The organism is Kibdelosporangium persicum, assembly GCF_013280595.1.
Taxonomy (GTDB): Bacteria; Actinomycetota; Actinomycetes; order Mycobacteriales; family Pseudonocardiaceae; genus Kibdelosporangium; species Kibdelosporangium persicum.
On the sequence record NZ_JAAATY010000006.1, the window covers coordinates 170,482 to 190,779 of the forward strand.

A 20,298-nucleotide genomic window follows, 5' to 3' on the forward strand; every position below is an offset into this window, starting at 1 on the left:
CTGGGAGGTCTAGCCGCCGAGGCGTTTGCTGATCACCACGAGGTAGCGGCAGTTCTCGGTGGTCGGGTTGATGTACGAGCACGGCGCCGGCGGCCCCAGCTGCAGACAGTCGCCGGGGTCGAGTTCGTGGTCGACGTCGCCCTCGCGGAACCGCAGATGCCCGGACAGCACCCAGATCTGATGATGGAGAAAGGTGTACGACTCCGCGCCATACGACACCACGGCCCCGGCGGGCAGGTCGACCTCGACCAGTTCGAGCGGGCCGCCGCTGCCGGGAGAGACCGCGCGGCGGCGATAGCCGGTCTCCGGGTCGGTCCACACGGGCTGGTCGGCGAACCTCCGCACCCGCTGCGTGTTCGCCTCCGCCCGCGCGATCAGCGACGACAACGTCATGCCCAAGGCCGCGGCCAGCTTGCCCAGCAGCACCGCGGTCGGCTGGGCGTCCCCGCGTTCGATCTTGGCGATCATCGCCCGGGACACGCCGGACCGGCCGGCCAGGGCGTTCGTGGACAGTTCCTGGGCTTCCCGGGCGGCGCGCAGGGTTTCGGCCAGCGACACGGCCAGATCCTCCATGGGTGTCACTATAGCGTCAGGAATAGATACTATGTGATCCATGAAGATCCGGGACGCCTCCGAACTGGACGCCGACGCCTGCGCGGCGATCTACGCGCCGTACGTCACCGACACCGTGATCACGTTCGAAACCGAGCCGCCGACCGCCGCGGACATGGCGACCCGCATCGCCACGGCGAACAGAACGCACGCGTGGCTCGTCTTGGAAGACGACGACGGCCGTGTCGTGGGCTACGCCTACGGCGGACCGTTCAAGGCACGCGAGGCGTACCGGTTCTCGTGCGAGGTCAGCGTATATCTCGAACGAGGCCGGCGGCGCACCGGCGGCGGACGCGCGTTGTACACCGCGTTGCTCGAGCGGCTCGCGCAACGCGGCTACCGGATGGCCGCGGCGGGCATGACGCTGCCCAACGACGCGAGCGTCGGCCTGCACCGCGCGATGGGGTTCGAGCCTGTCGGCACGTACCGGCGGATCGGCTGGAAACACGGCGCCTGGCACGACGTCGCCTGGGCCCAGCGGCCCCTCGTGACCGGTGACGACCCGCCTGCCGAGCTCACGTGACTCGATATCGTGACCGTATGAGGCTGACGCGTGCGGAGGCGCAGGAACGGACCCGCGCCAAGGTGCTCGCCGCGGCCCGCGACGAGTTCGCCGAACGCGGTTTCCGGGACGCCAAGATCGACGAGATCGCCCACCGGGCGGAGCTGACCCGCGGCGCGGTGTACTCCAACTTCCCCGGCAAACGCGCCCTCTACTTCGCCGTCCTGGCCGAGGCCGCCGCCCACCAGACCGACCCGCGTCATCCGGGCACGCCGACCACGCCCCGCGAAGCACTCGGCAGGTTCGCCCGCGCCTGGGTCACCCGTCTGCCGCTGGCCACGGACGGAGCCGACGGGCAGGCACGCCTGGCCGTCGACCTGATCCCCGAGATCGTCGCCGACGAACGCACCCGCAAGCCCTTCGCCCAGCTGATGTGGCTCGGCGCGATCCAACTCGGCCTCGCGCTGGAGAACCTCCGGCCCGGCAACCGCCAGGTGCGCCTCGCCCAGACCGCGCTGACCACGCTGCAGGGCGCCAGTCAGCTCGCGGCCGCCGCACCCGGCTTCGGCGAACCGTTCACCGTGGTCACGGCATGCGAGCGGCTCGCGGACACCGACTTCGATGACGCATGGCTCACCCCACAGACCACCCCGGACGTGCAGACCGTCGACGAACCCTCGACGCTCACCCGCGACGGCGTGGTCGCGGTGCTGGGCCTGCACCGGTTGTCCGCCGTGGAAGAGGCGCTGCGGGCCGGAGCCGACGTCACGCTGATCGTCGTGACCTCCGACCCCGGCGAGCTCATCCCGCTGGCCCGCCTGATGGTCACCGAGTTCACCGGCCTGCTCCGGCACGCCTTCCCGCCGTCGGCCCTGCCGCGCCTGACGATCGTCGTCGACGACACGCCTCCCGCGGGCATCGAGTCCGTCACCGACACGACCGAGATCGCGCTGCGCGTCGAGTCAGGCCGGACCGTGCTGCGCGCGGAGGGCTTCGGCGCCTGCCACGCGGCCGCCAGCCCCCGGTACGTCACGTAGGACGACAGCTAACCGGCGAGGTGCTGGGCGAGGAATCGATCCCGGTCCTCGTAGGCGGCCACGTCGTTGATCACGTGCCCGCAGTCGTACCACTGTTGCTGCTTCGGCTCGCCGGCCATGGCGTAGAACTCCTCGGACTCGGCGGCCGTCACGCCGATGTCGAACCGCGCGAACTGGAACAACACCGGTCGCTGGACAGCGCCGATGAAGTGCTCGGCATCGTAGGGCGCCATCGTCGCGAGAGTCGCTTCCAACAGGTCCGCCGGTATCGCGTCGCGCATCCGCACGATCTGCGGGTGACTGGTGTTGCGCCAGTGATGCGTCAGCCCGGCCATCGGCACCTCGAGCACAACGCACCGCAACCGCCGGTCGATCCCGGCCACGACCGTCATCATCATCGCGCCACCGCTGTGCCCGACACCCGCGATCCGGTCGGTGCGCTGAAGCAGCAGGTCCACGCCCCGGCGAATCGACTGCACGGACTGCCGGATCGACGCGACCTGGTCATCGAGGTAGTGCACCTGCAGGCACAACCCGATCCCGCCTGCCTTGGCCAGCCGGATCGCGTCCGGCAGGAAACCTTCGGCGCCACTGGTGGTGTGGATGTAGACCACGCCCGCGGTCGGCGTGCTGTCCGGTTCGACCAGGTACCCGGCGACGCGATCGCCTTCGGCGTTGTCGAACTCACAGCGGGAGATCCTCGCGCCAGGCCGTTGCGCCAGCGGGTCGACGGTCACGTTCAGTGGAGCGGCCGAGTCGTAGCTCAGGTCGGGCATGGTGTCGAGTCTGCGCTGATCCGACGCCACTACACGCGATGTTCGCCCGTCAGGGAACGTGATCGCGCACATTAAGGTGGCGAGATGGCGACAGCGTCGTTGGGTCCGGCGTACCGGCGACTGTGGTCGGCGACCGCGCTGGCCAATCTCGGCGACGGAATCCGGCAAGCCGCCCTGCCACTGCTCGCGATCACCGTCACGACGAATCCGTTGCTCGTCGCCGGGGTGGCTGTCGCGGGGCAACTGCCGTGGCTGCTGTTCGGGCTCATCGCGGGTGCGATTGTGGACCGCGTCGACCGCCGTCGTCTCGTCGCGGTCGTGGACATCGTGCGTGTCGCGCTGCTGGCCGTGCTCGTCGCCGCGATCGCGGCGGACATGGCCGGACTCGCGCTGATCTACCTGGTCGCGTTCGGCTGCGGGATCGGCGAGACCCTTCGCGACACGGCCGCGTCGACGCTCTTGCCGCCGCTGGTGAGCCGCGATGATCTTGACCGCGCGAACGGGCGCCTGGTCAACGCCGAAATCGCGGGCAACGAACTGATCGGGCCGCCGCTCGGCAGTTACCTGACCGGTGTCGCGCTGATGCTGCCGTTCGCGGTCAACGGCGGCGCGCTCGCGATCGCCGTCGTGCTGATTCTCATGCTGCCTACCCTGTTCGCGCCCCGACGCGCGCCAAGCGGACGGCTTCTCGCCGAGACGGGTGCGGGTTTGCGCTGGCTGGCCGGGCATCGCCGGCTGCGCACGCTGACCGGACTCGCCAGCCTGTTCGTGTTCACCGACAGCGCCTGGTTCGCCGTTCTGGTGCTGTACGTGACCGACGTTCTCGCCCTGCCCGCCGCGGGCTACGGCTTGCTGCTGGCCGCCGGAGCGGTCGGCGGCCTGGCCGGCGGAGCGTCAGCCGCACGACTGGGCCGTGTGTGGGGACCTGGGAGAACACTGGCTGGCGCGCTGATGGTCGCTGCGGTCGGGCAGCTACTGCTCGGGCTGACCAGCTCCACGCCCGTCACCGCGGTCGGCCTGGTCGTGGGCAGTTTCGCGTTCGGTGTGTGGAACGTGATCAGCCTGACTCAGCGGCAGAAGCTCACTCCGGACGAGATGCTCGGCCGCGTCACCAGTACCGCCCGTACCACGACCATGGTGGCGTCGCTGGTCGGAGCGCTCGCCGGTGGCGTCGTGGCCAGCGTGTTCGGCCTGCACGCGGCCGTGCTGTTCGGTGTGCCGCTGCTCGTGGGCGCCGCCGTCGTGTGCGTGGTGACGTTCCGCAGTTAGGCGTCCCACGCTTGGCGCAACGCCTGGGCGAACACCTCAACCGGCTGACCGCCGGACACACCGACCTTGCGGTCCAGCACGAAGAACGGGACGCCACGTGCGCCGAGCTGCGCCGCTTCGCGTTCCTCGGCCCGAACGTCGTCGGCGTACGCGGTCTTGTCGTCCAGCACACGCACCACGTCCGCTTTGTCCAAACCGACGCTGACGGCGACGTCCACCACGGTGTCGGCGGTGAAGATCGGGCGCGCGTCGGCGAAGTTCGCCGCGAACATCGCGGTCATCAGCTCGTGTTCCACGCCTTTGGCGCGGGCCAGGTGCAGCACGCGGTGGATGTCGAAGGTGTTGCCGACCTCGCGGTCGGTGCGGTAGCCCAGGCCTTCGTCCTGCGCGAGCGCGGCGACCTGCTGTTCCATCTGTGCTGCCTGAGGGCCGTAACGCTCGGTCAGCAGCTGCTCGACCGGTTCGACGGAGGCACGGTTCGGGTCCAGTTCGAACGACCGGTAGATCACCTCCACCTCGTCCCGGTGCTCGAAACCGGCCAACGCCGACTCGAACCGGGCCTTGCCGATGTAGCACCACGGGCAGATGACGTCGCTCCAGATCTCCACTCGCACGTTCGTCAGTCTACGAAGTTGCCGGGGCGTGGGGGAGTACGCACTCGCGCGTAAGGTAGTTGACTGCGCGTAACCACGCAGGTAACTCCATCGGGCAAGCAGGGCATGTGCTTCGCTTGAGGCCGTGATCAAGAAGCGTCGGCAGAAGAACGGCATGGTGACCGTGACGTGGGTACTGCCCGCGGACGTACATGACGGTCCGGTCAGCGTCGTGGGCTGCTTCAACGACTGGACACCCGGCCTGCACGTGCTCGGCAAGCGGTCCAACGGCACTCGTTCGGTGTCCTGGACCGCCGAATCCGGCAGGCAGATCCGGTTCCGTTACCTCGGCCACGGCGGGCGCTGGTTCAGCGACCCCGATGCGGCCGGCGACGGCCTTGACTGCGTGGTCGTCGCCGACGTGTCACGGGACTAGCACGACTTTGCCCGTCGTCGCCCGGGTTTCCAGCGCGGCGTGGGCCGCGGCGGCCTCGGCGAGCGGGAAGCTCTGCACACCGGGCACGAGCCTGCCCTCGCCCGCCGCCGCGAGCGCCTCGGCCTCGAAGTCCACGTCGACCGCTCCGCTGAGCATCAGGCCGAGCGCGTCGATCGACGTGACGTTCGGGTTGTCCTGGGCGAAGTCCTGCTGCGAGGCGTTGCCGATGGTCACGTACCGGCCACCGGCCACGATCAGGTCGTAGGCCGTCTTCGCCTTCTCGCCGCCGACGCCGTCGAGCACGAGCGTCACGCCGTGAATGCCATGCCCCCAGCCGGGTTGGTTGTAGTCGACGGCCTCGGCGCCCAACGCCCGCACGGCCGCCACTTTGTCCGGCCCGCCCGCGGCGCCGATGACCTTCGCGCCCAGGTCGCGCAGGTGCTGCACGACCAGCCGGCCTATCCCGCCCGCGGCCGAGGTCACCAGCACGACGTCATCGGGCGTCGGTTCGGCGATGTGCAGCAGGCCCATCGCGGTGTTGCCGGTGATGATCATCGCCACCGCGGCGGCGTGGTCGAGCCCGTCCGGGATCCGGTGGACGTTCGCCGCCTGCGCGACAGCGAGTTCGGCGTAACCACCGGGTGTGCTGCGGGCGACCACCACATCGCGGCCGAGCCACGCGGGATCCACCTCCGGGCCGACCGCGTCCACGACACCGGCCACCTCACCGCCGAAGATCGACGGCAACCGCGGCAGCGGCGGCGATGTCTCGCTGACCCAGCCTTTGCGGATCAGCGTCTCGACGTGGTGGACACCGGCCGCTCGGACCGCGATCCGCAGCTGACCGGGGCCGGGCACCGGGTCTGGGACGGTTTCGTACGTGAGGTTCTCGGGCGGACCGAATTCGTGCAGGACGACAGCGTGCATGGGTCGAGCGTGCAACCTCACCTCAGGTTGAGGTCAACTGTTGACCCTCTCACGGTGTGAGGGCCTGTAGTGGGAGGCGTCATGTTCAGCATCGGAGATTTCGCCAAGTACGGCCGCGTGTCGGTCCGCATGTTGCGGCACTACGACGCCATCGGAGTACTCCGGCCCGCGCACGTCGACCAGTCCAGCGGCTACCGCTACTACGCCGCGGAGCAGCTCACGCGCCTCAACCGGCTCATCGCGTTGAAGGATCTCGGTTTCAGCCTGCAGCAGGCCGGTGTGATCCTCGACGAGGAGGTCAGCGTCGAGCAGTTGCGCGGCATGCTGCGGTTGCGGCGGATGGAACTGCGGACCGCGGTGACCGAGACGGCCGCGCGGCTGGCCAGGGTCGAGGCGAGGCTCCGCAGCATCGAAACCGAGGGATCAATGGCCGACGACATCGTCATCAAAAGCCTGCCGCCGATGCGGCTGGCCACGCTCACCGCGGTCGCGGAAAGCTTCGAGCCGCACCACATCGGGCCGGTCGTCGGCCCGATGTTCGCCTCCCTGTGCGAACTTGTCAGCAACCCGGCCGGCCCTGGGCTCGCCCGCTATGAAGAAGGTGACGACGGCACCATCGTCGTGCACGCGGGATTCCCCGTGACAGCCGATGTCTCCGGTGCGCGGATGGTCGACTTGCCCGCGGTCGAGCGCGCGGCGACGGTCGTGCACCACGGCAGCATGGACGACGTCCTGCCCACCGCGCAGGCACTGGCGCGGTGGATCGACGCCCACGGCTACCGCGCGCTTGAGCTTCCCCGGGAACTGTCGATCGACTGCCCCGAGGACCGCGGCGAGTGGGTGACCGAGTTACAGGTTCCGATTGAGTACGTTTCGGTGCGTGCCTGACGCCATCTTCGACCATCCACGGCTGGCGGCGATCTACGACCCGCTCGACCCGGTTCGTGACGATCTTGACGTCTACGTCGGCATCGCCGACGAGCTCGGTGCGCGCAGCGTGCTCGACATCGGGTGTGGCACCGGCACGTTCGCCCTGATGCTGGCGGCTCGCGGCATCGACGTGACCGCGGTCGACCCCGCCGCCGGTTCACTGGACGTCGCCCGGGTCAAGCCGGGCGCCGCGCGCGTGCGGTGGATCCACGGCGACGCATCGGATCTGCCGGCCATGCGGGTCGACCTGGCCACCATGACGGCCAATGTCGCGCAAGCCATCGTGGAGCCGGCGTTGTGGGCGCACACCTTGCGTGGCGCCCACAACGCGCTGCGGCCTGGCGGGCATCTCGTGTTCGAGACCCGCATCGCGGCGCGCAAGGCGTGGCTGTCGTGGAATCGCGCCGAGTCCTATCGGGTCAGCGACATCGACGGCGTCGGCGCGGTCGAGAACTGGGTGGAGCTGCTCGACGTCAGCCTGCCGCTGGTGACCTTCCGCAGCACATACGTCTTCGCCTCGGACGGGCAGACGCTGACCTCGGAGTCGACATTGCGGTTCCGTGAACGCGACGAGATCGAGGCCGACCTCGCAGCGCACGGCTACACCGTCGAGGAGGTCCGCGACGCACCCGACCGGCCAGGCCGCGAGTACGTGTTCCTGGCGAGGACGAACCTGTAGCCGTGCGGCTCGATCACGCCCGCACCTTGTCCAGGAAACCCGTCAGGTTGGACAGCGTCCGCTCGACCTGCATGTCCAGCGTGAGCGACTCGTGGAACCGGGCGCCCGGCCCGGCGTCCTTCTTCCCGCGCAGATACAGCGAGCACGCCAGGTCAGTGCACATGTACGCGCCCACCGAGTTGCCCTGCTGGCCGCTCTTGCCCGCCTTACGCGCGGTCATCAGCGACACGCCGCCGCCCACGTGCGTGGTCAGGCAGAACGAGCACATGCTGCGACGCACATACCCGGCGGCGGAGGGCGCGGCCCGGCGCAGGGCGATGCCGACGAACCCCTCGCCGTCCTCGGCGACCAAGTAGGCGCGGTCGGGCGCGGCCGGGTCCTGCCAGCCGAAGAAGTCCAGGTCGTCCCACGGGCGGTCGGCCAGGTCCCTGGGCACGGCCAGCCGCTTCGCCTCGCCTTTGGTGCAGTTGACGAACGACGCGCGGATCTCGCGCTCGGTGACAGCCTTCATACCGTTGACGGTAAAGTTCCTAGAGGTATTAGGCAAATAATTAAAGCCATTAGGAATGGTGACGGATGGCACGTGCTGGACTGACCGCGAACCGCCTGGTCCAGGCGGCCGCGGAACTCGCGGACGAGGTCGGCTTCGACAAGGTGACCGTCTCGGCGCTCGCCCGCCGGTTCGGTGTGAAGGACGCCAGCCTGTACTCGCACGTCAAGAACGCACAGGACCTCCGGGAACGAGTCGCGATGCTGGCGCTGGAGGAACTCGCCGACGTCGCCGCCGACGCACTGGCCGGGCGCGCGGGCAAAGACGCGCTCGTGGCGTTCGCCAACGCCTACCGCGCGTACGCCAAACTGCACCCCGGCCGGTACGCCGCCGCGCAACTGCGGCTCAGCCCCGAAGCGGCGGCCGCGAGCGCCGCGCGCCGCCACTCGGAGATGACACGGGCCATCCTGCGTGGCTACGGCCTGCGGGAACCCGACCAGACCGACGCGATCCGCATGCTGCACAGTACGTTCCACGGATACGTCAGCCTGGAGACCGCGGGCGGATTCGCCCACACCCCACGCGATGCCGGCATCTCGTGGCAACGAACCCTGGACGCGCTGGACGCCGTGCTCAGGAACTGGCCCGTGGAGTGACCCGTCTCGTTCCGTACACGCCGGGATGGTCGTCGACCTCGTCCATGAAGTCGTGCGGGTAGCCCTTCTGGAACTCCGTCGCCGCCGCCAAGCGGCGCATCGCGTCACCCGGCAGCGTTACGCCGCTCGCCCCGACGTTGTCCTTGACCTGCTCGACACTGGTCGCGCCGATGATCGGGTGCATGACCGGCGAGCGGTGCCAGATCCACGCCAGGGCGACCTGCGCGGGCGTGGCGCCCACCTCGTCGGCGACTTCCTGGACCATCTTGGCGACCGCCCGATCACGGGCACTGGCCTCGTCGACGTTGATCCGGCTGTTGGACCCGGGACTGCCCGCGCCGGTGAGCTTGCCCGCCAGCATCCCCCGGGCCAGCGGTGCCCACGCCGCGATGGTGACGCCGAGCGCTTCGCACATCGGCAGCAGCTCTCGTTCGATGTCGCGTTGGAGCAGGTTGTACTGCACCTGCAGGCCCGCGAACGGCGTCCACCCGCGCCATTCGGCCAGCGTGTTGGCCCGGCTGACCAGCCACGCGGGGGCGTTGGAGATGCCGACGTAGCGGATCTTGCCCGCCCGCACCGCGTCGTCCAGGGCGCGCAGGGTTTCCTCGATCGGTGTGTGCCGGTCCCAGCTGTGCACCCAGTACAGGTCGACGTAGTCGGTCCGCAGGCGGCGCAGGCTCTGCTCCAACGTGAGGATCATGTTCTTGCGGTGGTTGCCCGCCGCGTTCGGATCGTTCTGGTCGCGCGAGAGCGTGTACTTCGTGGCCAGCACGAAACTGTCGCGGTCCTTGCCGAGCAGGTCGCCCAGGATGGCTTCGCTGTCGCCGTACGCCGAGGCGGTGTCGATGACGTTGCCGCCGGCCTCGGCGTACGCGTCGAGCATCGCCCGGAACCGCGGTTCGGCGCCGCGCTCGTAGAACGTCATGGCACCGAAGAACACCTCGGACACCCGCAACCCGGTCCGGCCCAGTAGTCGGTAACGCATGCCGTCAGCCTGGTGGTTCCGGCCGTGTGCAGGGAGACCGCGACAAGGGTGGTCCTCTCGGGGGTAGGCAATACACTGCAGGTCATGACCGAGCTGGGGGCGTTCCTGCGGGCACGGCGCGAGTCGATCGCGCCTTCGGAGGCCGGGTTGCCCGACAATCCCCGCCGCCGCACGCCCGGGTTGCGCCGCGCCGAGCTGGCCACCTTGGCCGGCATCAGCGTCGAGTACCTCACGCGCCTGGAGCAGGGACGTGACCGCAACCCTTCCGCCGAGATCCTCGGTTCGCTGGCCGACGCGCTCAGCCTGACCGTCGACGAGCGCGTCTACCTGCACCGCCTGCTCAAGGCGACCGCGGGCGGCGTGTGCCAGGGCGGTTCGGCTCCCGCGCGGTCGGTCCGTCCGACGGTGACGGCGTTGCTGGCGCGGCTGGAGCCCACCCCGGCGCTGGTGACCAACCAGGTCGGTGACGTGCTGGCGTACACCAAGGCCTATCAGCGGCTGCTCGACCCGGTGCCGGAAAACCTCGCGTGGTTCGTGTTCACCTCGGCGCAGGCGCGCGAGGTGTTCCCCGACTGGGACCGTGTCGCTGACGAATGGGCCGCGGAGTTGCGCGCCGCGGCGTCACTCGGCGACTCGTACGCCGGGTTCATGGCGCAGGAGTTGTCCGTCGCCGGGGGCACGGAGTTCACCCGCCGCTACGGCTCGTCCGCGATGCTGGCCAGCCGCACCGGCTCCCAACGCTGGCGGCACCCGCGCGTGGGGGAGTTGCGGCTGTCGTACGAGACGTTGGCGTTGCCCGACGCCGACGAGCAGCGCCTGACGGTCTACCTGCCCGCGGACGAGCCGGCGTCAGCCGCCCTCGACCTGCTCGCCGTGCACGACGACGTTCTCCAGTAGCAGGCGTTCCCGTTCCCTGGCCTCGGCCAGTTGCCGGCGCAGTTGCTGGATCTCCTGGTCCTGGCTGGACAAGCGCTGCACGACCACGCTGTAGGCCGCTTGCGCTTTGGCCGCGTCGGCCTTGGCCGTGCTCTCGGCTTGTCGCGCCGTGGCCGTGTCCTGCTGCGCACGCCGGCTGTCCTCGTGTGCCCGCTGTGCGCTTTGTTCGGCCAGGCTCGCGGCTTGTCCGGCCAGCCGGGCCCGTTCCTCGGCACCGGCGATCTTGGCTTCCGCGAGGGTCTTGCCCGCCTCGGCCAGGTCGGCGGCCGCCAGCGCCTGGCCCAGTTGCCGCTCGGTCTCCTGGCGCTCGGTGATCACCGCACGCAGCTCCCGCCGGACGATCTCCAGCTGGTCGAGTGTTTCCCGGAGGGCTTGCTCGGCGTGGGCAGCCCGCGTCTCGGCCTGGCCACGGGCCCGTTCGTGCTCGGCGACCTGTTCCCATGCGGTCTTCTTGGCCTGTTCGGCTTCCTTGACGGCCGATTCGGCGGCGTCCTCGGCGGCCTTGCGCCGCTGCTGATCCTTCGCCGCGGCCGCGGCCGCCTCACGGCGCGCTTTCTCCGCGTCGTCTGCTTCGCGTCGCGCACGTTCCACTGTCAGCAGGGCCTCGGCGGTTTCGGCCTTGTCCTTGGCTGACTGCGCCACCGCGCCGGCGTCGAGCTCGTCCCAGCGCCGCCGGATCTCCGCCAGCTCCCGCAACGCCGCGTCCATCACGTCCCGGGTCTGCCCGCCGAGGTTTCGCAGCAGCTGCAGGGGTTCCTCGACGCCGACCGACTCCAGGGCCCGCTTGCGCCTCGACGCCTCGTCCGCGTGCGCCTTGCAGCAGTACCGAACAGGCTTCCCGCCCTTCAACCGTCCCTGCTCATCCCGGGCCGGGGGAGGCAAGGGGTTCTCGCATTCCTCCAACGCGCACGTTGCCCGCTCAACCGCGTCATCTTCCACTCCACCAGCCTATCTCATTCGCTTACGCGTAAGCGATACTGGTATCGCGTAAATCTGGCGCGTAACTATGACGACCGTGTAGTTCAGTGATAATGACTGTTATCACGGTGTAAGTCAGGTCGTCGTTCTGGAGGGTGGATTGACACGAATGCGCCAGGCTTCGAAGGATGTCAAAACCGGGAGGTCGTCACCGTGACGAAACTCCGGCGTGGGCTGGGATGATCCTCCGCATCGGCTGATCGACGCCGAGATGCCCCCAGGGGAACCCCGGCGGCTCTTTATGGCGTAAGGTGTTACCGTTATCGCCTTACGGTGTACAGAGTTAGGAGACGATCGTGGTCCAGGCGACGTTGCACGATGCAAGCCGCATCGACGTGGAGGTGCACGGGACGGGCCCGACGGTGTTGTTGCCGGTCAACCCGGTGCCGGTGACCGGGCAGCGTGCGGATGAGATGCGGAACTGGGGCGTGGACCCGGCGTTGGGGCGTTCGCTGATCGACGGGCTCAGCGACGCGTTCCGGGTGGTCGCGTTCGACTACGAGGGGCACGTCATCGCGACGCCCAAGCCGGACACGCTGACCCCGGACAACATCGCGGCCGACTTCCTGGCCGTGGCGGACGCGGCCGGTGCTGAGCGGTTCGCGTACTACGGCTACTCCTGGCTGGCGTTGAGCGGGCTCCAGCTGGCGATCCGCACCGATCGGCTGACAGCGCTGGTCATGGGTGGATTTCCCGCGCTCGCCGGCCCGTACGCCGAGATGCTGGCCGTGACCGCCGCGACGCACGCCTCGTCCGGCGCTCCTCGTTCCAGCGAGCCGCCAGCGCGGAAGTCCGGCGACGAGTACGACTGGTCGACCGCGGAGGTCACGATGAGCGAGGAGCAGACCCGGCAGTTCATGACGCTGTACGTGGCCTTGCAGGGGTTCGACGACCGGGCGGTGCAGTCCCGGGTGACGTGTCCGCGCCTGTGTTTCGTGGGCTCGAAGGACACGATCGTCTACGACGAGCGGTGGGGCGGGGTCACGGTGGACATCGCGGGCGCGGTGGCGGATCACCACGGTGAGCTCGAAGCCGCGGGCTGGCAGGTGCACATCCTCGATGGGCTCGACCACACCCAGGCGATGCAGCCCGGCGCGGTGCTGCCTGTGCTGCGGCCGTGGTTGATCACGGCCGCGGGCCGGGCACAATCGGGGAATGGCTGAGCAAAGCGTCGACATCAACGGGGTGCGGATCTGTTACGAGACCATCGGTGATCCTGCCGACCGGCCGTTGATGCTCATCATGGGCCTGGGTGGGCCGATGATCTGGTGGGACGACGAGCTGTGCGGGCAGTTAGCCGAGCGTGGTTTCCATGTGATCCGGTTCGACAACCGGGATTGCGGCCGGTCGCAGGCGATGACCGGCCGTGCCTCGTTGATCGGGTCGTTCCTGCGGCAGCCGCCGCCGTACTCGCTCGGTGACATGGCCGATGACGCGGCCGGCCTGCTCGATCACCTCGGTATCGAGGCCGCGCACGTCACAGGCGTGTCGCTGGGCGGGATGATCGCGCAGACGCTGGCGATCCGGCACCCGGCGAAGGTGCGGTCGCTGGTGTCGGTGATGTCGACGACCGGCGGGAAACTCGTGGGCTGGCCCAACCCGCGGGTGTTGCCGTCGTTGCTGGGCAGGACACCACAAAGCCGTGAGGCTTATGTCGAGGCGGTGTTGTCGACGTTCAAGCTGATCGGTTCACCGGGTTTCGCGTTCGACGAGGACCGGATGCGCACCCGGGCGATGCGCACGTTCGATCGCGGCCTCAACCGGGCCGGGACGTTGCGGCAGCTGGTCGCGATCACCTCGGCGGCCGACCGGTCGGCGCAGCTGCGGCGGCTTCGGCTGCCGGCTCTGGTGATCCACGGCAAGGCCGATCCGCTGGTGCACGTGTCGGGCGGCAAGGCGACCGCGCGGGCGATCCCCGGCGCTGAGCTGGTCCTCGTGCCGGGGATGGGTCATGACCTGCCGCAAGGGATATGGCCGACGTTGGTGGACGGGATCGACCGCACCGCGAAGCGCGCGGTCAGCACTCGCAGCTGATCGTGTCGCGCGGCGCGGTCAACGGGTCGGCGGGCTGACTGGTGGTGCCGGTCGCGGTTTCGACCGGGAAGCCTTCGCGGATCCAGTACTCGATGCCGCCGAGCATCTCCTTGACCTGGTAGCCGAGGGTGGCGAACTCCAGGGCGGCACGGGTGGCGCCGTTGCAGCCCGGTCCCCAGCAGTAGGTGACCACGGGTGTGGCCGGGTCGATGGCCAGCGGGGCACGGTCGGCGATCTCGGCGGTGGGCATGTGCAGGGCGCCCGGGATGTGGCCTTGGCGCCAGCCCGCTTCACCGCGCGAGTCGATCAGCACGACGGTGCCGGCTGCCGCGTGCACGTCGGAGACGTCGGTCTGGAACCGCAGGCGGGCGGCGAAGAAGTCGAGAGCGTTCATGGCTGAAACGCTATTTCCCCACGGTGGGGACGTGAAGGAGCGATCAACGGCGTTGCCGTTGTCCGGCCGGTGTTTCCCCGGTGATTATGCTTTGTGGCCGTGGAAAACTTGGACGCTACGGACTGGCGCATCCTGGAGGAGCTCCAGCGGGACGGCCGCGCGAGCTACGCCGAGCTGGCCAGGGCGGTGTCGATGTCGGCGTCGGCGGTGACCGAACGGGTCCGACGCCTGGAACAGGCCGGGATCATCCGCGGCTACACGGCGGTCGTCGACGCCGAGCGGCTCGGGTTCGCGATCCTCGCGCTGGTCCGGTTGCGGTACCCGACCGGGAACTACAAGCCGTTCCACGAGCTGCTGGCCAGCACACCGGAGATCATCGAGGCGCATCACGTGACCGGCGACGACTGTTTCGTGCTGAAGGTGATCGCGCGGTCGATGCGGCATCTGGAGCAGACGACCGGCCGGATCAGCGGACTGGGTTCGGTGACCACGAGCGTGGTGTACTCGAGCCCGCTGGCACGCCGGGATCTCGCCGGTGAGCTCGGTCCTCGCGGGTGACGGCGGCCTCCGGCCCCCGGAATCCTGCGTACTGACGGGCACTGACAGGTTCGGGCGCGCGGAGATCTGCCTGGCGTGGTTGTCCACAGCGGGTGTCCCATGCCTGCGTCACGGTGCTCCTCGGGTGGGGTGGCGCGGTGTCGGCGGGTCGGGGGCGAGTGAGCCGTCGGGGGCGATGTGTTCGAAGATCTGCTCGACCAGGGTGAGCACGTGCGGGTCTTCCACCGCGTAGATCTGCCGGCGGCCGTCGCGGCGGGCGGCGACGAGGCCCGCGAGGCGGAGTTTGGCCAGGTGCTGGCTGACCGCGGCGACTGTGGTGCCGATGCGTTCGGCGAGGGTGCCCACGTCGTACTCGTGCCGGGCCAGTAGCCACACGACGTGCAGCCTGGTGGGGGCGGACAGCAGCGCGAACGTGGCCGCCGCGGACTGCAGTTGCGGGCGGGTCGGCTCGTCGGTCGGTGTCGGTTCGCTCATGGCGCGTTGGATTCTTCCCGAACGAGGCGCGCGCCACAGTCTGACACTTGCGCAATTGATTGACAATCGGGGGTGTGTCCGGCAAGGTTGATGCCGAACGAAGGGGAGTAGCCCCCAACGCCTGGGTCGACACACTGGCTGACACAGCCCGGCCCGGCGGCCTTCCCGTGCGGGAAGGCGGGCGAGACCTTCGACCCATGACGGACGCATGACTTGGATGCGCGCCGTGGGTCGAGGTCGCCGGTGCGCTCCCGGGGTTCTCGTCCCGCGACGCGGGAGGACCCCGTGATTCATTTCGTTCTGCTGATCGGCTGTGCGGTCGCGATCTACTTGTCCTGTGAGTGGTTTGTCAACGCCGTGGAGTGGCTCGGTCGGCGGCTCAAGGTCGGGACGGTCGCGGTCGGCACGGTGCTGGCGGCGATCGGTACCGCGCTGCCGGAAAGTGTCGTGACGTTCGTGGCGGTGGCCTTCGGTGACACGCCGGAACAGCGTGACCTGGGTGTCGGTGCGGCGATGGGCGGGCCGTTGGCGCTGGCCACGGTCGCCTACGGGGTGATCGGCTGGAGCCTGCTGGCCAGCCGCCGCCGGGGCGCGGTGCAGGACTGGGGTGACGTCGACAAGCTGGCCAAGGACCAGACCTGGTTCGTGGTGGTGTTCGTGGTGAAGGTCGCGCTGGGGCTGGTGGCGTTCTCGATCAAGCCGTGGCTGGGGCTGTTGTTCTTCGCCGCCTACGCCGTGTACTGCGTGCGGGAGATGCGTCAGCGGGACGACGGGCCGGGTGAGGACCTGGAGCCGTTGAAGCTGCAGCGCCGTCGTGCCGTGCCGGCGACGTGGGCGGTGGTGGCGCAGACGGTGGGTGCGCTGGCGGTGATCTTCGCGGCGTCGCGGGTGTTCGTGCTGCAACTGGACGCGGTGGGCCCGATGCTGGGGCTGCCCGCGACGTTGACGGCGTTGCTGCTGGCGCCGATCGCGACCGAGTTGCCGGAGATCATGAACGCGGTGATCTGGGTGCGTCAGGGCAAGACCCAGCTGGCGTTGGCCAACGTGTCGGGTTCGATGATGATCCAGGCGACCGTGCCGAGCGGGTTCGGTCTGCTGTTCACGCCGTGGCGGCTGGATTCCGCGTTGCTCGTCGCCGGTGGTGTGACGCTGCTGGCGGTGGTGTACCTGCTGATCACGTTGCGGTCCGGGCGGTTGAGTGTGCGCAGGTTGTCGATCGTCGGCGCGTTCTACGGGTTGTTCGCCGTGGCGTTGGTGCCGGTGTTCGCCTGAGCCTGGGCGGCGCGCTCGATCAGGTCGGCGTTGCCGTGCAGCAGGTCTCGCCGGGTGATGACATCGTCGGCGCTCGCGTCGATGAGCACGTGCGGGACGGCGAATCCCACCGGGCCGGTGGTGCCGCGCACGTCGATCGCCGTGCGCGGCGGCAGCAGGGTCAGCAGCCGTTGGACCTCGAGGGGCAACGCGCGCGGGTCGGCCACGTGGAGGGTGAAGATTCGTAGGTGCCCGACCGGGCCGTGCGGCGTCTGCACCACACGGGCACGCAGCACGCCCGGCATGTGCGTGGCGATGTCTCCGGCGCTCACCGCGACGGGCCGGTCCAGCCGGACGGCGGTGTTGCCGCCCTCGCAGGCGACGACGTCCGGGCGGAACAGCAGTTTGCGGGCGCGTGCCCGCGCGTCGGCGTCCAGGTCGAGGTCCAGTCGTGGGGTGGCCGGTGCGGGCATTTCACCCACGCGCCACGGTTCCCGCAGCGACCGCGTCACGCCGTCCAGGCCGATGTAGGTCAGGGTGACGGCGTCTTCGTCGGGCGGCAGGCGGGTCAGCATGGGCCGCAGCGGCAGCGAATCCAGGCCGGTGAGCGCGGCGGCCCAGGCGATGGGCGTGTCGTTCCAGTGGGTGACCTCGGCGCCGGGTCCGAACCGGACCGCCGGGGTGGCGCCGGGCACAAGCTTGGTCACCAGGTAGGTCGGGCCCGTGCGCTCCAGCCGGAACGGCAGGTAGGCGAAGCGGCTGGCATACGGTTCGGGCAGTCGGTAGGTCAGGCCGAGCGACCGGTGGATGATGATCATCTCCCAGTGGAACGCGCGGTCCCCGGTGAGCCGGCAGGCGCGTCGCAGCCGCGTCACGTCGTCGGGGCGGGTGACACACGCCAGTGCCTCGTCGACGATCGTGCGGCGCTGTGCCGGGGTCAGTGGTGCGGTGGCCGCGGTGTACTCGGCCAGAGTCATCGCCTCGGGCATGATCGCGCTCCCTACTCCCTCGCTGAGCAGAGCGGTGGCAGCGCGTTCTGATACGCCGGTGGTTGCCCGGCCGGGCGCGTAAAGACGCGGACCGGCCGGACGGCGAGGTGGTCAGGTGACCTTGAACGCGGGGTTGAGCACCATCGGGGCGAGCTGGTCGATGGTCAGCGGCGGCGTGGCCATGGAGCCCTTGGCGGGGCTGCCTTCTTCGTTGTCGGGGTCCTTGGACTGGGCCACGAACACCACGGTGCCGTCGTCGTAGCGGTAGCCGACGACGGTGTTCACGCGCGAGTCCTCGGGTTTGGCCACCACACCGACGGTCTTGCCTTGCACGACCTTGGTCTCGCACTGTCCGCCCGCGCCCCAGAACTTGGGCGTGAGCTGGCAGACGTCAGCCGGGTAGGTGTTGCCTGGCGTGTACACCAGGGCCATCACGCGGCCGGTTCCGCCGGCGGGCGCCGACTTGCTGGTCACCGCGACGGTCACGAGGTACTGCCATACCTCCTGCTTGTCCGGCCCGGCGCGGTCCTCGAACGAGGCCTGGGAGCCGGTGACCTTGGCGTCGGAGTTGGGGTAGGTGCGTTTCTCGTCGACGGCCAGGGTGGGGGCCACGGCGGCTTTCAGCGCGGCGAGGACCGCGTCGGCGGTGTCGGCGCGCGCACCGTTGCGGGCGGTGCGGTCGACCTGGCCGTTGGGCCAGGAGGTCTTGGTCGATCCGTCCGCCTCGGCGGCGCCCGTGGACGGGGGCGCGAGGCCGGGGCCGCTGGCGGCGGGCCCGATGGGCAGCGAGTCGCCGCTGGGGGCCAGGGCGAACACGGTGCCGGCGGCCAGGGCGACGACGGCGGCTCCGGCTCCGGCGCCTGCCCAGGTGGCGCGGCGGCGTTTGTGGGCGCGCCGGGCGGCGTCGAGCGCCGTGTTCGGGTTCATCGTCGGCGGTTGGCTGCTGACCGCCATCACCTGACGCAGGCCGTCGCGCAGTTCCTGCTCGTTCATCTAGGAGGTCCTCTTTCGATCAAAGGTCGGGGTCATCTGGTCGGTGAGCAGGTCGCGCAGCGTCTGCAGCCCCCGCGCGGCCTGGCTTTTCACCGTCCCGGTGGAACACTTGAGGGTCTTGGCGGTCTCCTCGACCGACATGTCCTCCCAGTAGCGCAGCACCAGCACCGCTCGCTGGCCGGGCGGCACCTGCTTGAGCGCCGCGTGCAGGACCATCCGGTCCTCCGGGCCGACTGTGCTGATCGGGGTGTCGGCCGGGTCGCCGGTGACGCTTTCCTTGCGGAACCAGCCGAGGCGGCGTTCGGACAGGAACGTCCGCACGAGGGTCTGGCGGGCGTAGGCGTCCAACGCGTCGTGTCTGGTGACGCGCCGCCAAGCCAGGTAGAGCTTGGTGAACGCCACCTGGACGAGGTCTTCGGCCCGGTGCCAGTCCCCGCACAGCAGGTATGCCGTGCGGCGCATGGCGTCGGCCCGCGCCGCGAAGTAGTCCGCGAACGCGGTGTCCCGATCGGTCATCGATCCCCCGGCTAGGAAATGTGGGTGGCCTGGTGCGTTTTGCGTTACCGCACTAGTCACGCCCGCGGCGGCTCGGCGGGTTGCATGAGTCGCGACGAAAGATCCCGAACCACATGCCGGGTGTTATGGCGGTTCTTCCGGTGCCGTGTTGTCACGGTAGCGGGCGACGACGAACGCGCTAGCGGCGTTGTGCTTCTCGCGCAGTTCGTGGGCGCCGAGGATGTCGAAGTGGTGGTTGTCCAGGTAGTACTCGAGTTCTTTGGGGTACAGCAGCCGGAACGTCACGTGGTCGTGGACCAGGCCCTGGGCGCGGCGCCAGGTGCGGCGGCGTTCCAGCAGCTGCTGGGCGTGGTGCTGGCGGTATTCGGCGATGGCGTCGGCACGCAGGTCGGGGATGTCGATGGTGAAGCTGCGCGGGAGTTTGTCGGTGCGCAGCGGGTCGATGACCTCCAGGATCAGCAGGGTGCCGGGTGCGCTGTGCGCGGCGAAGGTGGCGACGGCCTTGTCGATGTCACGGTTGGCGTGGACGTTGGCCAGTGCGTAGCCGAAGCAGGTGATGGCCTCGAAGGTGCGGTGCAGGCGCAGGGTGCGCATGTCCCCGACGTGGAAGTCGATCTGCCCGCGGCGCTGCCGGGCGTAGTCGATCATGACCTGCTGGTGGTCGACGCCGGCCACGTCGGGGATGTGTTTGGCGAGGTATTCCAGGTCCCGGCCGGTGCCGCAGCCGATGTCGAGCAGGCTGGCGGGCTGGCGGCCGAGTCGCTCGGTGAAGATGGTCTCGGCCAGCCGGGGCACGGCGTGGTTGTCGCCGTCGTAGACGACTTCGTAGAGCTCGGGATGGCGGTAGAGCAGGTCGGTGTCGGGCTGCCTGTGCATGCCGCTTGATGCTCCTCACCAGGCCGGCGGACAGCCAGCACGGAGCGTGAAGTTCACTCGGTCGTGAGTAACCTCGCAGCTGTGCCCGATTTCGGGCACGGAAGTTGAGTTTGGGGGTGGGTGGTGTCAGGCTCGGACGCCATGACGCAGACGGAGCTGGTGCGGCACGTGGTCGCCTCGACCGGGCTGGCTCCGGAGACGGCGGCGCGGCTGATCGCGGATGTGATCGCCTACTTCGGCGAGACCACGGAGCAGTTCGTGCGCCGCCGGCACGCGGAGCTGCGGCGGCGGCACTACGGCAACGCCAGTATCTGGCCGGTGATCGCCGGGGAGCTGGCCGAGCGGCGGGTGGCGGCTCCGCGGTTGTCCGAGCGTCAGCTGCGACGGATCGTGTACGGCTGAAAGGG

At 69.5% G+C, this 20,298-nt stretch carries 26 protein-coding genes; 13 read left to right on the forward strand and 13 right to left on the reverse strand.

The annotated features are described in order from the left end of the window. Positions 1–9 precede the first annotated feature (9 nt). Positions 10–573, reverse strand: a complete 564-nt coding sequence (locus GC106_RS13535) for a helix-turn-helix domain-containing protein (protein WP_173129251.1) — start codon at positions 571–573, stop codon at positions 10–12. Positions 574–613: 40 nt separating this feature from the next. On the opposite strand from GC106_RS13535, the gene GC106_RS13540 reads away from it, so the two are divergent. Beyond that, positions 614–1,135 carry a GNAT family N-acetyltransferase gene (locus GC106_RS13540; RefSeq protein ID WP_173129254.1) on the forward strand — a complete coding sequence of 174 codons (522 nt, stop codon included), beginning with the start codon at positions 614–616 and terminating at the stop codon, positions 1,133–1,135. Between the two features lie 17 nt (positions 1,136–1,152). Then, positions 1,153–2,151, forward strand: a complete 999-nt coding sequence (locus GC106_RS13545; RefSeq protein WP_173129257.1) for a TetR/AcrR family transcriptional regulator — start codon at positions 1,153–1,155, stop codon at positions 2,149–2,151. Positions 2,152–2,159: 8 nt separating this feature from the next. Here the strand turns inward: GC106_RS13545 and GC106_RS13550 are convergent, their stop codons facing one another. Then, a complete protein-coding gene (locus GC106_RS13550; protein ID WP_173129261.1) occupies positions 2,160–2,927 on the reverse strand; it encodes an alpha/beta hydrolase family protein in 768 nt (255 codons plus the stop codon). 84 nt (positions 2,928–3,011) lie between these two features. Between GC106_RS13550 and GC106_RS13555 the strand changes: the two genes are divergently transcribed. After that, a complete protein-coding gene (locus GC106_RS13555) occupies positions 3,012–4,196 on the forward strand; it encodes an MFS transporter (protein WP_173129264.1) in 1,185 nt (394 codons plus the stop codon). On the opposite strand, the gene GC106_RS13560 is transcribed toward GC106_RS13555, so the two are convergent. After that, a complete protein-coding gene (locus tag GC106_RS13560) occupies positions 4,193–4,810 on the reverse strand; it encodes a DsbA family oxidoreductase (RefSeq protein ID WP_173129267.1) in 618 nt (205 codons plus the stop codon). The genes GC106_RS13555 and GC106_RS13560 overlap by 4 nt on opposite strands. Before the next feature lie 124 nt (positions 4,811–4,934). Between GC106_RS13560 and GC106_RS13565 the strand changes: the two genes are divergently transcribed. Further along, positions 4,935–5,225: an early set domain-containing protein gene (locus GC106_RS13565; protein ID WP_312872632.1), complete on the forward strand. Its 291-nt coding sequence runs from the start codon at positions 4,935–4,937 to the stop codon at positions 5,223–5,225. Here the strand turns inward: GC106_RS13565 and GC106_RS13570 are convergent. Continuing rightward, positions 5,214–6,152, reverse strand: a complete 939-nt coding sequence (locus tag GC106_RS13570) for a zinc-binding dehydrogenase (protein WP_173129270.1) — start codon at positions 6,150–6,152, stop codon at positions 5,214–5,216. The genes GC106_RS13565 and GC106_RS13570 overlap by 12 nt on opposite strands. Positions 6,153–6,233: 81 nt before the next feature. Here GC106_RS13570 and GC106_RS13575 point away from each other — a divergent pair, with 81 nt between their 5' ends. Further along, positions 6,234–7,040, forward strand: a complete 807-nt coding sequence (locus GC106_RS13575; RefSeq protein ID WP_173129272.1) for a MerR family transcriptional regulator — start codon at positions 6,234–6,236, stop codon at positions 7,038–7,040. Further along, entirely contained in the window at positions 7,033–7,761 is a 729-nt protein-coding gene (locus GC106_RS13580; RefSeq protein WP_173129274.1) for a class I SAM-dependent methyltransferase, read from the forward strand. Before GC106_RS13575 ends, GC106_RS13580 begins: the two co-directional genes overlap by 8 nt. Positions 7,762–7,774: 13 nt before the next feature. On the opposite strand, the gene GC106_RS13585 is transcribed toward GC106_RS13580, so the two are convergent. Next, the gene (locus GC106_RS13585) at positions 7,775–8,272 is read right to left on the reverse strand and encodes an FBP domain-containing protein (protein WP_173129277.1); all 498 of its coding nucleotides are present in this window, start codon (positions 8,270–8,272) and stop codon (positions 7,775–7,777) included. Between the two features lie 65 nt (positions 8,273–8,337). Here GC106_RS13585 and GC106_RS13590 point away from each other — a divergent pair, with 65 nt between their 5' ends. Then, the gene (locus GC106_RS13590) at positions 8,338–8,907 is read left to right on the forward strand and encodes a TetR/AcrR family transcriptional regulator (RefSeq protein WP_173129279.1); all 570 of its coding nucleotides are present in this window, start codon (positions 8,338–8,340) and stop codon (positions 8,905–8,907) included. On the opposite strand, the gene GC106_RS13595 is transcribed toward GC106_RS13590, so the two are convergent. Further along, positions 8,885–9,892, reverse strand: a complete 1,008-nt coding sequence (locus GC106_RS13595; RefSeq protein WP_173129282.1) for an aldo/keto reductase — start codon at positions 9,890–9,892, stop codon at positions 8,885–8,887. The genes GC106_RS13590 and GC106_RS13595 overlap by 23 nt on opposite strands. 84 nt (positions 9,893–9,976) lie before the next feature. Between GC106_RS13595 and GC106_RS13600 the strand changes: the two genes are divergently transcribed. After that, positions 9,977–10,789, forward strand: coding sequence for a helix-turn-helix domain-containing protein (locus GC106_RS13600; RefSeq protein ID WP_173129285.1), 813 nt, complete (start codon positions 9,977–9,979; stop codon positions 10,787–10,789). Here the strand turns inward: GC106_RS13600 and GC106_RS13605 are convergent. Further along, entirely contained in the window at positions 10,742–11,767 is a 1,026-nt protein-coding gene (locus GC106_RS13605; protein ID WP_173129287.1) for a coiled-coil domain-containing protein, read from the reverse strand. The genes GC106_RS13600 and GC106_RS13605 overlap by 48 nt on opposite strands. Positions 11,768–12,102: 335 nt before the next feature. Here GC106_RS13605 and GC106_RS13610 point away from each other — a divergent pair, with 335 nt between their 5' ends. Next, positions 12,103–12,969: an alpha/beta fold hydrolase gene (locus tag GC106_RS13610; protein ID WP_173129290.1), complete on the forward strand. Its 867-nt coding sequence runs from the start codon at positions 12,103–12,105 to the stop codon at positions 12,967–12,969. Continuing rightward, a complete protein-coding gene (locus tag GC106_RS13615; protein WP_173129293.1) occupies positions 12,962–13,840 on the forward strand; it encodes an alpha/beta fold hydrolase in 879 nt (292 codons plus the stop codon). The genes GC106_RS13610 and GC106_RS13615 overlap by 8 nt, the downstream gene beginning before the upstream one ends. Here GC106_RS13615 and GC106_RS13620 read toward each other — a convergent pair. After that, positions 13,824–14,234: a rhodanese-like domain-containing protein gene (locus GC106_RS13620; protein WP_173129295.1), complete on the reverse strand. Its 411-nt coding sequence runs from the start codon at positions 14,232–14,234 to the stop codon at positions 13,824–13,826. The genes GC106_RS13615 and GC106_RS13620 overlap by 17 nt on opposite strands. Positions 14,235–14,333: 99 nt before the next feature. On the opposite strand from GC106_RS13620, the gene GC106_RS13625 reads away from it, so the two are divergent. Beyond that, positions 14,334–14,792 (forward strand): Lrp/AsnC family transcriptional regulator, encoded by a 459-nt coding sequence (locus GC106_RS13625; RefSeq protein WP_312872633.1) that lies wholly within the window; start codon positions 14,334–14,336, stop codon positions 14,790–14,792. A 108-nt stretch (positions 14,793–14,900) separates the two neighbouring features. On the opposite strand, the gene GC106_RS13630 is transcribed toward GC106_RS13625, so the two are convergent. Continuing rightward, entirely contained in the window at positions 14,901–15,266 is a 366-nt protein-coding gene (locus GC106_RS13630) for an ArsR/SmtB family transcription factor (protein ID WP_173129301.1), read from the reverse strand. Positions 15,267–15,551: 285 nt separating this feature from the next. On the opposite strand from GC106_RS13630, the gene GC106_RS13635 reads away from it, so the two are divergent. Beyond that, positions 15,552–16,538, forward strand: coding sequence for a sodium:calcium antiporter (locus tag GC106_RS13635; protein WP_173129304.1), 987 nt, complete (start codon positions 15,552–15,554; stop codon positions 16,536–16,538). Here GC106_RS13635 and GC106_RS13640 read toward each other — a convergent pair. From GC106_RS13640 to GC106_RS13655, 4 genes are all read right to left on the reverse strand, one after another. After that, a complete protein-coding gene (locus tag GC106_RS13640) occupies positions 16,496–17,506 on the reverse strand; it encodes a hypothetical protein (protein WP_173129307.1) in 1,011 nt (336 codons plus the stop codon). The genes GC106_RS13635 and GC106_RS13640 overlap by 43 nt on opposite strands. Before the next feature lie 111 nt (positions 17,507–17,617). Further along, the gene (locus tag GC106_RS13645; RefSeq protein WP_173129310.1) at positions 17,618–18,499 is read right to left on the reverse strand and encodes a hypothetical protein; all 882 of its coding nucleotides are present in this window, start codon (positions 18,497–18,499) and stop codon (positions 17,618–17,620) included. Continuing rightward, the gene (locus GC106_RS13650) at positions 18,500–19,015 is read right to left on the reverse strand and encodes a SigE family RNA polymerase sigma factor (protein WP_173129312.1); all 516 of its coding nucleotides are present in this window, start codon (positions 19,013–19,015) and stop codon (positions 18,500–18,502) included. Between the two features lie 123 nt (positions 19,016–19,138). Then, positions 19,139–19,891, reverse strand: a complete 753-nt coding sequence (locus GC106_RS13655) for a class I SAM-dependent methyltransferase (RefSeq protein WP_173129315.1) — start codon at positions 19,889–19,891, stop codon at positions 19,139–19,141. A gap of 141 nt (positions 19,892–20,032) precedes the next feature. Here GC106_RS13655 and GC106_RS13660 point away from each other — a divergent pair, with 141 nt between their 5' ends. Beyond that, positions 20,033–20,293, forward strand: a complete 261-nt coding sequence (locus GC106_RS13660; RefSeq protein WP_173129318.1) for a hypothetical protein — start codon at positions 20,033–20,035, stop codon at positions 20,291–20,293. Positions 20,294–20,298: the final 5 nt, after the last annotated feature.